This is a genomic window from Pararobbsia silviterrae (genome assembly GCF_003628125.1).
Lineage (GTDB): Bacteria > Pseudomonadota > Gammaproteobacteria > Burkholderiales > Burkholderiaceae > Pararobbsia > Pararobbsia silviterrae.
This window is the reverse complement of the sequence record NZ_RBZU01000015.1, coordinates 58,779-74,021: the sequence shown is the minus strand read 5'-3', so window position 1 is coordinate 74,021 and position 15,243 is coordinate 58,779. Positions and strand designations below refer to the sequence as shown.

The 15,243-nt window shown below is 64.2% G+C and carries 11 protein-coding genes and 1 riboswitch; of the genes, 5 read left to right on the top strand and 6 right to left on the bottom strand.

The annotated features are described in order from the left end of the window. Positions 1-71: 71 nt before the first annotated feature. Entirely contained in the window at positions 72-1,409 is a 1,338-nt protein-coding gene (locus D7S86_RS24880; RefSeq protein WP_121090505.1) for a carotenoid oxygenase family protein, read from the bottom strand. Positions 1,410-1,684: 275 nt separating this feature from the next. On the opposite strand from D7S86_RS24880, the gene D7S86_RS24875 reads away from it, so the two are divergent. Further along, positions 1,685-2,227, top strand: coding sequence for a methyltransferase domain-containing protein (locus D7S86_RS24875; RefSeq protein WP_121090503.1), 543 nt, complete (start codon positions 1,685-1,687; stop codon positions 2,225-2,227). 314 nt (positions 2,228-2,541) lie between these two features. Beyond that, complete coding sequence (ilvD, locus tag D7S86_RS24870; RefSeq protein WP_121090501.1) at positions 2,542-4,401, top strand: dihydroxy-acid dehydratase; 1,860 nt, start codon at positions 2,542-2,544, stop codon at positions 4,399-4,401. A 67-nt stretch (positions 4,402-4,468) separates the two neighbouring features. Here the strand turns inward: ilvD and D7S86_RS24865 are convergent, their stop codons facing one another. Together D7S86_RS24865 and D7S86_RS24860 are read right to left on the bottom strand one after the other, a co-directional pair. After that, entirely contained in the window at positions 4,469-5,350 is an 882-nt protein-coding gene (locus D7S86_RS24865; RefSeq protein ID WP_121090499.1) for an EamA family transporter, read from the bottom strand. A 20-nt stretch (positions 5,351-5,370) separates the two neighbouring features. After that, entirely contained in the window at positions 5,371-6,990 is a 1,620-nt protein-coding gene (locus D7S86_RS24860) for a glycoside hydrolase family 43 protein (protein WP_121090497.1), read from the bottom strand. A 316-nt stretch (positions 6,991-7,306) separates the two neighbouring features. Between D7S86_RS24860 and D7S86_RS24850 the strand changes: the two genes are divergently transcribed. Continuing rightward, positions 7,307-10,237, top strand: coding sequence for an FAD-binding and (Fe-S)-binding domain-containing protein (locus tag D7S86_RS24850; RefSeq protein WP_121090493.1), 2,931 nt, complete (start codon positions 7,307-7,309; stop codon positions 10,235-10,237). 11 nt (positions 10,238-10,248) lie between these two features. Here the strand turns inward: D7S86_RS24850 and D7S86_RS24845 are convergent, their stop codons facing one another. Further along, positions 10,249-10,995 (bottom strand): SDR family oxidoreductase, encoded by a 747-nt coding sequence (locus D7S86_RS24845; protein ID WP_121090491.1) that lies wholly within the window; start codon positions 10,993-10,995, stop codon positions 10,249-10,251. Positions 10,996-11,099: 104 nt separating this feature from the next. On the opposite strand from D7S86_RS24845, the gene D7S86_RS24840 reads away from it, so the two are divergent. Together D7S86_RS24840 and D7S86_RS24835 are read left to right on the top strand one after the other, a co-directional pair. Beyond that, on the top strand, positions 11,100-12,023 hold the full coding sequence (locus tag D7S86_RS24840; RefSeq protein WP_121090489.1) for an AraC family transcriptional regulator: 924 nt from the start codon (positions 11,100-11,102) through the stop codon (positions 12,021-12,023). A gap of 379 nt (positions 12,024-12,402) precedes the next feature. Next, entirely contained in the window at positions 12,403-13,230 is an 828-nt protein-coding gene (locus D7S86_RS24835) for a class I SAM-dependent methyltransferase (RefSeq protein WP_121090682.1), read from the top strand. A gap of 19 nt (positions 13,231-13,249) precedes the next feature. On the opposite strand, the gene D7S86_RS24830 is transcribed toward D7S86_RS24835, so the two are convergent. Together D7S86_RS24830 and D7S86_RS24825 are read right to left on the bottom strand one after the other, a co-directional pair. Then, positions 13,250-13,972: a sulfite exporter TauE/SafE family protein gene (locus D7S86_RS24830; protein WP_121090487.1), complete on the bottom strand. Its 723-nt coding sequence runs from the start codon at positions 13,970-13,972 to the stop codon at positions 13,250-13,252. Positions 13,973-14,071: 99 nt separating this feature from the next. Further along, complete coding sequence (locus tag D7S86_RS24825; protein ID WP_121090485.1) at positions 14,072-14,542, bottom strand: GNAT family N-acetyltransferase; 471 nt, start codon at positions 14,540-14,542, stop codon at positions 14,072-14,074. Positions 14,543-14,782: 240 nt separating this feature from the next. After that, a riboswitch (cobalamin riboswitch) is annotated at positions 14,783-14,979 on the top strand. Positions 14,980-15,243 lie beyond the last annotated feature (264 nt).

Genomic DNA, 15,243 nt, shown 5'->3' with positions numbered 1-15,243 from the left:
AGCCATCAAGGCCCGATTCAAGGCCCGACTCAAGCGCCCTGCCTCAAGCGTCCTGCCTCAAGCGCCCTGCCTCAAGGCCCGACGTGTGACGGCACCCATGCGCCATGAAATCCCGCCGGCACGCGCCTCGGAAGATGGATCGTCGCGACGGGGCCGCGATCGATCGCCTGCGCATCGAGGATGACAAGATCGCTCGTATCGGTCGCATGGCGATAGATCCACGCGAGCACCCACCCGTCGTCCTCCGACGACGCGTCGGGCCGCGCCACAAACACGGGCTCGCTGTTTTGGTCGCCCTCGGGCACGGCGTAACGCATCGCCGTGCCGTTCGCGAGATCGTGACGCACGATGCCGCGCATCTCGACATTCGACGGCTGTTCGACCGCATAGAGAAACCGGTGGCGACGTCCCGTGCGGTCTTCGTTGATTCGGGGCAATTCGATGCCGCGCTCGTCGAGCTGCGTTTCCGTGACGGAGCCGCGCCGAAGATCGATCGCATAACGCCAGAGCGTGCCGAGCGGGTTGTCGTCGAATGCCGAACCCTCGCTATTCAAGCGTAAAAACCACGGATATCGGACGACGTCGAGCACGATCGATCCGTCTTGCGCGTCATACGCGTTGACGACGTGCTGGATGAAGCACGGCGCGATGTCGAACCATCGCATCGGCCCGCCGTGTCGCGCGATGACGCCGATGCGCGCCTGACGTTCACCATGCCAGCGCAACGGCATCCGGTAACCGCGCGAGAGCATCGAGAAGTCGTAACCGACGTTTAAATCGAACAGCAGGCTGTGCGTGGCCGTGATCGCCATGTCGTGCATCATCGACGGCGCGGGGACCCGAACTTCGATGTCGAGCGTCGATTGCCCATGCGCGTCGCAGACGCCGTAGCGTAACCACGGCGCTTGCCAGTCGGCGCGAAAGTGCATGAGCTCGCCCGTGCGCGGATCGACTTTCGGATGCGCGGTCATGCCGCCGGCCAGTCCCGCGTGCGTCGCGGGCATGCCGGTCGAATCGAGCGCGCGCGTGATCGCGAACGGCGGACCGCCTTCGGCGAGCGCGAGCACAGCGCCCGCATGCGTGAGGACGTTGACGTTCGGATTCGTATCGCACGACACCGCCGCGCGTTCGGGCGCGAACACGTCGGCCCAGCGGCGCGTGCGCGCCCATCGATTGCGATATCCGGTCGCGCGCCCGTCGTGGAACGCGATCGCGTGAAACATCGCGGACTCGGGCCACCACGACACCATGTCGTGCCCTTCAAAACGACCGCGCAACGGATTCGGACCATTACGCAGCAGCGATCCGTCGAGATCGCGCGGGATGGCTCCGCTATGGCGGATCTCGACGAGATCGACCTCGTCGGCGACCGGCGCGATCGCGCCGCGATTCAAATCGAACGTTGTCATGGCTGACCTTGTGAATGGATGGGGATCGAGATATATCGATCCCGACGCGGTCTATTTTCACCCGGGTTAAAATATAATGTCAATATTATCCGGGTATAAATAAACGAAACCGTGGCGTTCGCCATGACGTTCGATTTCGGTGCGGAATTTCGCGAGAATCGCGGTGCGGATCGCGCGTCGGGACTCGCAGCGGCGGCTCGACGGCGCGTACCGGGTGCGCGGTATCGAGGCGGCTCGATATCGGCGATGACAAACATGGCGGCTTGCGTTTGAAGATGGAAGAACTCGTATCGACCGTGCTCGTCGGCGGCGCGCTGCTGATCGGCGCGTCCTTGTTGATCTCGCTGGCGTTCACGGGCGCGCCGTCGTTGCCGTCTAACGCGCGCGCGGCGCGTGACGTGATTGCGCTGCTGCGCGAGGCCCATATCGCCGAAGACGCCGTGATCTACGAACTCGGGAGCGGATGGGGATCGCTTGCGATCGCGTTGGCGCGCGCGTTCCCGCAAGCGCGCATTCATGGCGTCGAACTCTCGCCTTTCCCATACTGGGTGTCGCGTTTCAGAGCGCGCCGCCTTCCGAATCTCCGCTTCGCATGGGGCGATTTCACGCGACGCGATCTCTCCGATGCCGACGTGGTCACGTGTTATCTGATGCCGGGCAAGATGTCGGGCCTCGCCGATCTGCTCGACGCGCAGGTCAAGCCGGGTACATGCGTCGCATCGATCGAGTTCTGGTTTCGAGGGCGGCAGGCCGCGGCGTCCCGCGGCGGTGCGCAGCGTCAGGCTGTCGCGCTCTATGTCTGGCCGGCGCGGGTTTAGCCTGCTGCGGCACGCAGGCACGCAGGCACGCAGGCACGCAGGCACGCAGGCACGCAGGCACTCAGGCACTCAGGCACTCAGGCACTCAGGCACGCGGACTAAAGATCGCCGCAGACGAGGGCAAGCAGGCCCGCCACGGACGGGAAAGCCGGGGAAACCGCGATACGGTGTACACGGAAACGGTTGCGCCCTCTGTGGGATAATCGCGGAGCTTGCCCAGAGCGAGGCTCAAAAGGTTGATCGCACGGGCACACGAGAGGCCCTTATTCCCGTGGCCCGCTTTTATTCAGCGATATTTCCCTCGACGACCCACGATGCCCGCATACCGTTCCAAGACCTCCACCGCCGGCCGCAACATGGCGGGTGCACGCTCGCTCTGGCGTGCCACCGGCATGAAAGACGAAGACTTCTCGAAGCCGATCATTGCGGTGGTCAATTCGTTTACCCAGTTCGTCCCCGGACACGTCCACCTCAAGGATCTCGGCCAGCTCGTCGCGCGCGAGATCGAAGCGGCAGGCGGCGTAGCGAAGGAATTCAACACGATCGCCGTCGACGACGGGATCGCGATGGGCCATGACGGCATGCTCTATTCGCTGCCGAGCCGCGAGATCATCGCGGATTCGACCGAATACATGGTCAACGCGCACTGCGCCGATGCGATGGTCTGCATCTCGAACTGCGACAAGATCACCCCAGGCATGCTGATGGCCGCGATGCGCCTCAACATCCCCGTCGTCTTCGTCTCGGGCGGCCCGATGGAAGCGGGCAAGACGCGTCTGGCGAACCCCGTCACGAAGGCCATCGAGATCAAGAAGCTCGACCTCATCGACGCGATGGTCATCGCGGCCGACACGAAGTACTCCGACGCCGAAGTCGCCGAAGTCGAACGCTCGGCGTGTCCGACCTGCGGTTCGTGCTCGGGCATGTTCACGGCGAACTCGATGAACTGCCTGACCGAAGCGCTCGGCTTGTCGCTGCCGGGTAACGGCACGGTCGTCGCGACGCACGCGGACCGCGAGCAATTGTTCAAGCGCGCGGGCCGTCGCATTGTCGAACTCGCGCGCCAATACTACGAGCACGACGATGAACGCGTGCTGCCGCGCTCGGTCGGCTTCAAGGCGTTCGAAAACGCCATGACGCTCGATATCGCGATGGGTGGTTCGACGAACACGATCCTGCACTTGCTCGCGGTCGCGCAGGAAGCCGGCATCGACTTCACGATGAAGGACATCGACCGTCTGTCGCGCGTCGTGCCCCAGCTGTGCAAGGTCGCGCCGAACACGAACAAGTACCACATCGAAGACGTGCACCGCGCGGGCGGCATCATGGCGATCCTCGGCGAGCTCAATCGCGCGGGCAAGCTCCACACGGATGTGCCGACGGTTCACGCCGACACGCTCGGCGATGCGCTCGCACAGTGGGATATCACGCTCACGCAGGATGACGCCGTCAAGACGTTCTACATGGCGGGTCCGGCCGGTATTCCGACGCAGGTCGCGTTCAGCCAGAACACGCGTTGGCCGAGCCTCGATCTCGACCGCGCCGAAGGCTGTATCCGCTCGTACGAGCACGCGTTCTCGAAGGAAGGCGGCCTGGCCGTGCTGACGGGCAATATCGCGCTCAACGGCTGTGTCGTGAAGACGGCGGGCGTCGACGAGAGCATCTTCGTGTTCGAGGGCTCGGCGCATGTGACGGAATCTCAGGACGAAGCGGTCGAGAACATCCTCGCCGACAAGGTCAAGGCCGGCGACATCGTCATCGTCCGCTACGAAGGTCCGCGCGGCGGCCCCGGCATGCAGGAGATGCTCTATCCGACGAGCTACATCAAGTCGAAGGGCCTCGGCAAAGCCTGCGCATTGCTGACCGACGGCCGCTTCTCGGGCGGCACCTCGGGCTTGTCGATCGGTCACTGCTCGCCCGAAGCGGCGGCGGGCGGTGCGATCGGTCTCGTGCGCAACGGCGACAAGATTCGCATCGACATTCCGAACCGCACGATCAACGTGCTCGTGTCCGATGAAGAACTCGCGCGTCGCCGCGAGGAACAGGACGCGAAGGGTTGGAAGCCCGCGAAGGCGCGTCCGCGCAAGGTGTCGGGCGCGCTCAAGGCCTATGCGAAGTTCGTCATGTCGGCCGACAAGGGTGCGGTGCGCGACCTGTCGCTGCTCGACGACTGACGTTCGCACGGCGGCCATCTAGGCCGCTGCGCGCTCAAAGCCGCTCTTCGGAGCGGCCTTTTGTTGATCAGTGCAGGAAACTTAGCCGCTGATGTAACCATCCCCCGAAGACATTGACGACAAGGCCGATCATCACGAGCGCCGCGCCCGCGATCTGTATCGACGTCAGTCGCTCATCGAGCAGCCAGGAGGCCGATGCGAGTCCGACGATCGGCACGAGCAGCGAGAACGGCGCGACCTGCCCGGCGGGGTAGCGCGAGAGCAGGCGTCCCCAGAGGCTGTAGCCGAGCAGCGTCGCAATGAACGCGAGGTAGACGACGGCGAAGATCGACGTCGCGCCGAGATGCGTGAGCGCGTTCGCCATGCGTTGCGGCCCCTCGAACAGGTACGACAACACGGCAAACGGAATCGGCGGGATCAGGCTCGCCCAGACGACAAGTCCGAGCAGGTCGATCTTGCCGGCCTTTTTCGACGCGATATTGCCGAGCGCCCATGAGGCGGCGGCGCACAAGGTCAGCACGAAGCCGGCGATCGTCATCGCGCGGCCGCTTTGCGAACCGATGACGGCGAGCCCCGCCGCCGCGATCGCGAGGCCGAGTATATTGCGCGCGTGAAACCGCTCGTGCAGGAACAGCGCCGCGAAAATGAGCGTGAAGAACGCCTGCGCCTGCAAGACGAGCGAAGCGAGGCCCGCGGGCATGCCGACGTACATCGCTGTGAACAGGAACGTGAACTGCCCGAACGAGATCGTGAGGCCGTAGGCGAACAGCCAGCGCCACGGCAGTCGGGGCCGCTTGACGAAGAAGACGGCCGGTATCGCCGCAACCGTGAAGCGTAGCGCGCCGAGCAGCATCGGCGGTACGCCGTCGAGCCCGACCTTGATCACGACGAAATTGACGCCCCAGGCGACGACGACCACGAGCGCAAGCAACAAGTCCTTCGGCGCCATCGTCGACCCTCGCTCGCGCGTTATACGGTCAGCGGAGTATACGAGAACGATTTGAAATCGGCAGGCGTTTTGAAGCCGAGCATGTCGTTGACCGTGATGCCGGCGAACGCACCCGTGAATCCGATCGGCGTGGCGTATTCGTCACTGAGCTTCGTGAAGTCCTTTTCGAGCCCGAGATCCGTCCATTCGTCGGTACCCGCGCGATAAAGGAAGCGCAGCGTCGTACCCGTGACGCGAATGCGCAGACCGATCTCCGTGTCCTCGGGCAAGCTCGCGAGTCGATTTTGATAGGTAAAGCTGCCCGCATCCATCTCCGTATAGGAGAGGATCTTTGCGCCGTCGTCGTCGCGTGTGACGGCCACGTAGAAGAACGTGTTCTCGTCATAGCGCGCCATGACGCCGGCCATCTGCAGATACGAGGTCGGCGTAAATTCAAACGCGGTTTCGAGTTCGAATTCGAAATCGCGGATCCGGCAAGCAAGCAGGCTTTGATGAAACCGCGACGTCGGCGACTCCTGTCCGCGGATCCGAAGATAACCGGGGCGCTCGTGTAGCGTGCACCAGTCGTCGGACTTCGGTATGCGCAGGCTTTGGAGTTCGAGAGGGATCGAGCGGCATTGGCCGAAATCGACGGACCAGCTCGAATCGAGGTGCTGCGCGACATCGGAGGCGACCTCGAACGATTCGCCGGGCACGACGCCGCCGATCGCGAGACATGGCCACCCGTCGCGCCATTCGATCGGCGCGATGCACGATTCGCGTCCGAGCGGCGAACGCTTGGTCTCGCCCTCGATCGGACGGGAGCCGAGATACGGCATATACCACTGGCCGCCAGGACCTTCGACGAGATTGCCGTGGCCCGTGCGTTGAATCCGCCGCTGCACGTCTCGCGACGTGAGCATCGGCGTATCGGGGTGGAATGCGTAGGGGCCGAACAGATCGCGCGAGCGCGACACGCATGTCGCGTGCGAGTAGCCGGTGCCGCCTTCGGCGGTGATCAGGTAATACCAGCCGTCCTTCTTCATCAAATGCGGCGCTTCGTAGATCTGGCATTTCATGAAGTAGTCGGTCCGCAGATTCGCGCCCTTGTAGATCACGTGCTCGTCGCCGACGAGCCGCTGCTGCTCGACCGAGTACTCGCGGATGATGATGCCCGCGAACAGGTCTTCATAAATCCCGCGGAAATCGCGGCGGATATACGCGAGCCACTTCTTGCCCGTGTCGTCATGGAACAGCGACGGATCGTAGCCGCCCGACACGAGATGCACGGGCTCCGACCACGGTCCCGTGATATCGGGCGCCGTGACGACGTAGTTGTGCATGTCGCGCAGCGGCGAGATCTTCTGTTCACCCTTCCATGCCTTCGTGTCGGTGTAGACGAGCCAGTAGAGGCCGTCGTGATACGAGAGCGCGGGCGCCCAGATCCCGCCCGAAGGCTGCTCGCCGATGAGGTTCAGTTGCGAAAGCCGGTCGAGCGGCGTGGCCTTGAGCGTCCAGTTGACGAAGTCCTTCGATTCGTAAATGAGCACGCCCGGATACCACTCGAATGTCGAGACCGCGATGTACCACGCGTCCTTGCCGCGGCAGACGCAGGGGTCGGGATTGAAGCCGCGCAGGACGGGATTCTGGATCGTGCTCATCGGGAAGGGGCTGTGCTGACGTGATCGAAGCGTGAAGACCGATGCCGGGGTCCGGATCGGCGGCCGCGCCCATTCTGCAGAAGGCCCGGCGGGCGTTCAAGCGCGAACTTGAACGTCGGGTATTGCGAAATTGCACAGGCGGCGCGGCGCATGCGAGACCGAGGTGCGCCAGTTCATGCGTGAGGCGGTCCCGATGCCGCTTGTGGTCAAATACGGCATCCTCACGCGCAAGCGCGCATTCGATCATGCATCGCAACATGGGGTCGTCGACCCGTGTGCCGATGCCGTGCGCTACGCATCTTCAAGATGACGTCGAATGCAACGATCTGAATCGAAGCCCGCGGTGCCCTTCGAGGCGAGCGCCGCGTTGCTTGAACGACTCGCAGACAGTCTGCGCACGCAGGTGCGCGGCGAAGTCCGTTTCGACGCGGGCACGAAGGCGCTCTACGCGGCCGATGCGTCGAACTATCGCCAGGTGCCGCTCGGCGCGGTCGTGCCCGCCGATATCGACGACCTCGTGACGACGCTCGATATCTGTCGGCGTCATGACGTGCCGTTCCTGACGCGCGGCGGCGGGACGTCGCAGAACGGTCAATGCGTGAACGTGGCCGTCGTCGCCGATACGAGCAAGTACGTGAATCGCGTCGTGTCGATCGATCCGCTCGCGCGCACGGCGATCGTCGAACCGGGCGTCATCTGCGACACGCTGCGCGATGCCGCCGAGGCGCACGGTCTCACGTTCGCGCCCGATCCCGCGACGCATAGCCGATGCACGCTCGGTGGCATGATCGGAAACAACTCGTGCGGCGCGCATTCGGTCATGGCGGGCAAGACCGTCGAGAACGTCGAGGCGCTTGAAATCGCGACCTACGATGGCGCGCGGTTCTGGGTCGGTCCGACAAGCGATGCCGACTTCGATGAGATCGTGCGGCACGGCGGCCGCCGCGCGGAGATCTACCGCAAGCTCCGTGATCTGCGCGATCGCTATGCCGACGCGATCCGTGCCGAGTTTCCGCGGATCCCGCGACGCGTCTCGGGCTTCAATCTCGAACAATTGCTGCCTGAAAACGGATTCAACGTCGCACGCGCGCTCGTCGGTACCGAGGGCACGTGCGCCGTCACGCTGCAGGCCAAGGTGCGACTCGTCGAAAGCCCGCCGTGCCGCGTGCTGCTCGTGCTCGGCTTCGTCGATATCTACACGGCGGCGGACGCCATCGCGCATTTCCAGCGTTTTTCGCCGATCGCGATCGAGGGGCTCGATCGCCAGATCATTCGCGGCTTGCAGGCGCGCGGGCTCAAGGCGAACGAGATCGCGTTGCTGCCCGACGGCGATGCGTGGGTCGTGCTCGAATTCGGCGCCGCGTCGCAGGCCGATGCACGCGCGCGCGTACACGAGGCGGCCGCCTATTTCGATGCGGGCCACGGCGGCATCGGCATCTCGACGCGCATCGTCGAAGACAAGCGGCAGCAGCAACTGATCTGGTCGATCCGCGAAACGGGTGCGTCGGCGGTCGCGCTCGGCATCGATCCGAGCCGGCCCGATCCGATCGTCGGATGGGAGGACGCGGCCGTCGATCCGCTGCGTCTCGGCGACTATCTGCGCCGCTTTCAGGCGCTCGTCGATCGCTACGGCTATGAGACGAGTCTGTACGGCCACTTCGGCGACGGATGCGTGCACGCGCGGATCACCTTCGATATCCGCACGGCCGAAGGCATCGCGCATTGGCGCGCGTTTTTGCACGAGGCCGCGCATCTGGTCGTCGAATTCGGCGGTTCGTTGTCGGGCGAACATGGCGACGGGCAAGCGAAGGCCGAATTCCTGCCGATCATGTACAGCGCACGGATCATCGAAGCGATGCGCGAATTCAAGGCGATCTGGGATCCCGCGCATCGATTGAATCCGGGCAAGGTCGTCGATCCGTATCGCGCCGACGAGAATCTGCGCCTGGGGCCCGCGTACAAGCCCGTACAGCTTACGACGAAGCTGGCGTTCGCGAGTCGCGAAGGCGACGGGCTCCAGCGCGCGGTCGAGCGTTGCATCGGCATGGGCAAATGCCGTGCGCTCGACGGCGGCACGATGTGCCCGAGTTTTCGCGCGACACGCGAGGAGCGCGATTCGACACGCGGCCGCGCGCATCTGTTCTGGGAGATGCTGCAGGGCGAAGTCATCACCGACGGCTGGCGCAGTCACGAGGTCAAGCACGCGCTCGACACGTGTCTCGCGTGCAAGGGCTGCAAGTCGGATTGCCCGACGCATACCGACATGGCGTCGTACAAGGCCGAGTTTCTCGCGCATTACTACGAGACGCATCGGCGTCCGCGTCAGGCCGCGTGGCTCGGGCGCATCGGGCAGTGGGCGCCCGTCGTGAGCCGCGTGCCGATGCTTGCGTCGCTGTTGACAGCGCCGCCGTTCGCGCGGTTCGGCAAATGGGTCGCGGGCGTCGCGCCGCAACGCGCGTTGCCGAGCTTCGCGAAGCAGACGTTTCGCAAACGGATGGCGAAGCGGCGCGACCTGCCTGTGCCCGGCCGCGCGGGCAAGGTGATGCTCTGGGTCGATACGTTCAACGAACACTTCTCGCCCGACATCGCGATCGCCGCCTACGAGACGTTGACGCGTATCGGCTATGACGTCGTGCTGCCGCGCAAGCACCTGTGCTGCGGTCGTCCGCTCTACGACTACGGGCTGCTCGACGAGGCGCGCGCGATGCTCGGCGCCGTGCTCGACGCGCTCGGCGACGAAATCGATCAGGGCGTGCCGCTCGTCGGTCTCGAACCCGGATGCTTGTCGGTGTTCAAGGACGAACTGCTCAAGCAGTGGCCCGGCGATGCGCGCGCGAGCGCGCTGTCGAAGCAGACCTATCTGTTTTCCGACTTCGTGTCGCGCGCGGCATTCGAATGGCCCGTGCTCGATGCGGACGTCGTCGTGCATGGACACTGCCATCAGAAGGCGCTGTTCGGCATGGCGGGCGAGACGGCCTTGCTCGACAAGCTCGGGGTTCGATGGTCGGTGCTCGATACGGGCTGTTGCGGCATGGCGGGATCGTTCGGCTTCAACCCCGAGCACTATGCGATGTCGATGCGGATTGCCGAGGATGCCTTGCTGCCTCAGATTCGCCGCGCGCGCGAGGACACGATCGTGGTCACGAACGGTTTTAGCTGCCGCGAACAGATCGAGCACGGCGCGGGCCGGCGCGTCATGCATATCGCCGAACTCGCGCGGCACGCGCTACAAGCGCATACGGATTGAAACGACGTCGATCAAGCCGTGGCCGTGGCCCACGCCACGGCATCCTCGCCGGCCGGAATCCTCAGCGCGCTCGACGCATCGTTTGCGGCTCGCCAGACGGCGTCGGCGACGTCACGCGCATACGTGACCCTCGTCGATTCGGCCCATCCCGCGAACACGCGTTGTGCGAGCGCTTCATAGGGCTGCGGAATACCGTTCGCCATTCGAGCGCGTGCGTTCTCGCCGAAGCGTGTTTCGGGCGAACGGCCCGGGAGTACGAGATGGACGCGGATGTTGAAGTCTTCGAGTTCGAGCGCGACCGATTCCGTGAATGCATTCACGGCGGCCTTGCTCGCGGTATAGACGGACAACAGCGGCAACGATCGCAAGGTGACGCTCGACGTGACGTTGATGATGACGCCGGCTCTGCGCTGCCTGAACTGCGGCAATACGGCTTGCGTCATCGCGATCGTGCCGAGCGTATTGGTCTCGAAGATCTCGCGCGCGGCATCGATCGACACGCCTTCGAGCGCATTGAGCAGTCCGATGCCCGCATTGTTGACGAGCACGTCGATGGGTCCCGCGGCCTCGACGGCGTCGCGCACGCTGCGCGGATTCGTGACATCGAGCGCGAGCACGCGGAGACGTTCGGAACGAGGCAATCCGTCGTCACGCGGCGTGCGCATCGTGGCAATGACGTGCCAATCGCGCTCAAGGAAATAACGGGCGGCTTCGAGTCCAAAACCCGACGAGCAGCCGGTGATCAGTACGGTTTTCATGACAGACGTCTCCAAAGAACCCAGGTGTGTGTCCAGGACGATAGGGACTTGGAGCCGGACTCGCTATACTTGAAAGTCCATGGTTTGTTTGCAAGAGTCCAGTCATGGTCGATCCACTCGCGGAAGTCGTCACCTTGCTCCAGCCCGAGGCGCCGTTCTCGAAGGCCGTCGGCGGCGCGGGGGCGTGGCGCGTGCGCCGGCCCGAGGAAACGGGGCAGCCGTTTTATTGCGTGATTCTTGAGGGATCGTGTTGTTTGACGGTCGACGGACATGCGCCGATGCGCCTCGACACGGGGGATTTCGTGCTGATCCCGTCGGCACGCGGATTCTCGACGTCGAGCGTCGATCCGCTCGCGCCGGAGGGCCTCGTCACGACGCCGGTCGCTTTGGCGAACGGCGAATTCCGGGTCGGCGAGCCAAGCGGACCGCCCGATGTTCGCCTGCAGATCGGTCACTGCGTGTTTGGCTCGCCCGATGCGGGTTTGCTCGTGTCGTTGTTGCCTCAGCTCGTCCATGTCCGCACGGAGCCTCGGCTTGCGACACTCGTATCGCTCGTCAGCGACGAGTCGCGTGAGCGACGTCCCGCGCGTGAAGTCGTACTCGCGCGATTGCTCGAAGTGCTGCTGATCGAAGCGCTTCGTTCGGCGGGAACGGCGGCATCGCCCGGGCTCGTGCGCGGCCTTGCCGATGAACGTCTCGCGGGCGCGTTGCGCCGGATGCATGAAAGTCCGACGCGGGCGTGGACTGTCGCGGCGCTTGCTAAAGAAGCCGCACTATCGCGCTCCGCGTTTTTCGAGCGCTTCAGCCGCGCGGTCGGTGTTGCGCCGATGGCCTATCTGCTTGCTTGGCGCATGGCGTTGGCCAAGCGTTTGCTTCGACACGAAGCGGGTGGCATCGCCGAGGTCGCGGAGCGCGTCGGTTACGGTTCGGCAAGTGCGTTCAGCGTCGCGTTCGCGCGGCATGTCGGTGTGCCGCCCGCGCGCTATGCCAAGCAATATGTCGATGCCGAACGCGCGCACGTCGTCTGAGCAAGATTCACCGATGACGACGAGGCTTGCGAAACGCTGAACGCGCGATATGCGTCGGACCGGCTCGATTTGATTCGTTCGATGCGGGCCGATCGCTTGATGGGCATGGGTTTGGTGACAGCGTGATGACGCTTGCGCGGCGCGGTTCGAGCGCGTCGAACGTGCGCCTTCGCACAGACCCTCTGATGCGTCGAATGGTTTGATGAAAGCGTTCGCAAGCGCCTCGAAAGCCCTCGGCTTTTCCACATTGCGCAGTCGGACGTTCGCCGATCGGCGCCCTCGCATTTCGCTCTACACGATCCACGAAGCCCCCCGTGTGCGCTCGCCTGACCTTGGTCTCGCGGCGGTGCGCGCGCGGCGCCATGTCAAGGAGTTTGCGATGACACGTGAAATCGATCTGGATACGATCAATCGCGCGACGTGGGGTTCGCGCGAATCGTTACGCAGCTACGCACTCGAAAGCACGTGGACCGATCCCGGTGAAGAGGCCGCGTTCGAGTGGGTCGCGAAGCACTGCACGGGCGCGCCCGTTCTCGATATCGGTGTCGGCGCGGGACGCACCGTCGGATTGATGCGCGCGATCTCGACCGACTACGTCGGCGTCGACTACACGCCGGGACTGCTCGATCGCGCGCGTGCGCGATTTCCCGATGCGGACCTCCGGAATATGGACGCGCGCGACATGTCGTCGCTGCCGTCCGATCATTTCGCGCTCGCGATGTTCAGCTACAACGGCATCGATTCGGTCGACTACGAGGATCGCGTGCGGATCCTGAGCGAGATGCGCCGCGTGGTGCGGCCCGGCGGTTATCTGCTGTTTTCTTCGCACAACCGGCATGGTCCGGGTTATGGCGAGCGAATCTGGAAGCTGATGCCGCGCTTTACGCCGAATCCCGTGCGGCTCGGCTGGCGTACGCTGCAATCGCTGCGCGTCTTGCCGGTCGGGATCTACAACTACCTGCGGCATTCACGCGGCAATCGCGATTTCGGCGGCTATGCGATCGCGGTCGGCGCCGCGCACAATTTCGGCATCATGATCGTCTACATGACGCTGGCCGAGCAGAAACGACAACTCGAAGCGCTCGGTCTCGAACTCGACATCGTCTTCGGCAGCACGGACGCGCAGCCGATCTCGCCCGACAGCGACAGCAATGCGTGGTGGCTGCATTTCATCGCGCGCAAGCTCGTGCCGAGCATGCCGCAATAACGTCGCAATAACGCCGCAATCAGCGCGCGGCCGCGAACAACAAGGACAGGCCCGACGAGAACATGATTCCGTCGACGACGAGTTTGAAGGCTTTCGGCGACATGCGCGCGACGATGCGCCGCGCGGCGAAGGTGCCGAGCATCAGCGAGAAGCCCGTGATCAATCCGTCGACGACGATGCGCATCGGCAAGGCGCCGAAATGCTCGAACACGCCGACCTTCGCCGCATAGACGGCCAGCGAACCCGCGGCCTCGGTCGCGAGGAACGCGCCCTTGACGAGTCCGTAGCCCATGAAAACGGGCACCGTGATTGGTCCCGTCGACACGACGATGCCGGTCAGGAAACCGACGCCCGCGCCGATCAGGGACAGTTGGCCGAGCGTGAAGCGGATCGAATGCTGCGCGAGCCAGCGGCGCGCGGGGACCATCGCGATGAAGAACAGGCCCAGCGTGATCTCGACCGCATGCGGCGGCAAGATGAGCAAAGTCCGTACGCCGAGCATCGCGCCGGGGACCGCCGTGACGGTGTATGCCGCGCAGGCTTTCCAATCGATCTCGCGCCACCACGAAAGGACCTTGCCGAGATTGCCCATGATCGCGCCGATCGCCATGATCGGCACCGCTTGCTGCGGACCGTAGAGCAGCACGAGCACGGGCATCAGCATCATCGACGATCCGGTCCCGATCACGCCGCTGAGCAGACCCGCCAGGAAGCCCACGCCAAGCACCATCGCGTAACTCATCGATCCTCCCTCATTCGTGAGGCGAAATTCTAAATGGAATGCGGCGACCTCGCCGCGTGCGGATGTCGCAGGTTCGGACGCTCACGCTCACGTTCACGTTCACGCGTTCGCGTTGCCGCCGCGGATATGCGAATAGCGGTCGATATCGGTCCGCAACGACCAGCCTTGGCGTGTCCAGAAGTCCGCGCCGCTTGCGTTGTTCTTGAGGACATCGACGTGGCATTTGTGGATGCCGAGCGCGGCGAGCGCATCGATGCAGTGCGTTGCCAGCGCGCCGCCGAGTCCGCGGCGGCGATGATCGGGATGCACGACGAGATGCTGGAGATAGCCGCGGCGACCGTCGTGGCCCGACATGATGCAGCCGACGATCGCGCGATGCGCAGCCTGGGTGCCGACGATGCCGTCGGCTTCGTCCGCGCACGCGACGAAGCTCAAGCCGGGATTGCGTTCGAGATAGCGGCCGACGGCGTCGCGCGAGTCCGCATCGCGAACGGATACGCCGGGCGTCTGCTTCATGAGTGCGATGACGGCGTCGTAGTCGTGCAACGTCATGGGCCGGATCTGAGTCACGTCGAGGTCTCTCCAAGGTCGGACAAGGCCATGAGCGTACCAGCACGATGGGCGTCGCACGCGAATCGTGCGCGGCGCTGATACGTTGCCATGTGTGAAGCGTCGCCGCATTGAAAGCAAAATGAAATGAGATGGAGGGCGCGCATGGCGCGATGTTCGAGCGGATGCAAGCCTTGCGCATCGCATTGTCGCGATCGCCACAGGCGCCGACACCAGCATTGACGCAGGCCTGTCAATATCGGTAATCTCGCCCCCGATGGTTCCCTTGACCGGGATCAAAAGGGAACGCAGTCAGAGCCTCGCGGCTCGAATCTGCGGCTGCCCCCGCAACTGTGAGCGGTGAGCCTCTGCCCCACGCGACCACTGGATTTTCCGGGAAGGTCGGCAGATGGCGACGACCCGCGAGCCAGGAGACCTGCCATCGACCGAGGTCCGCGCAGGCGCACGGGGCGGGGTGTCCCAGTGTGCGAGCATCGCCGATGGCGATGCGTCTGTGCTTGGACAGCCCCGACCTCAGGACCTGTCTCATGTTCTCCGATTCGCATGGCGTCCCCTCGCAGGGAGCGTCGCGCCACCTTTTCGCCGCGTGTGTCGGCGTGTACATCGATCTATCCATCCGATGATTCGACGTGACGTGCGTTTGCGTCGCAAACGGATCGGATTCAAGCGCGGTACCGGGGGGCGGTTTTCATTGCCCTTCA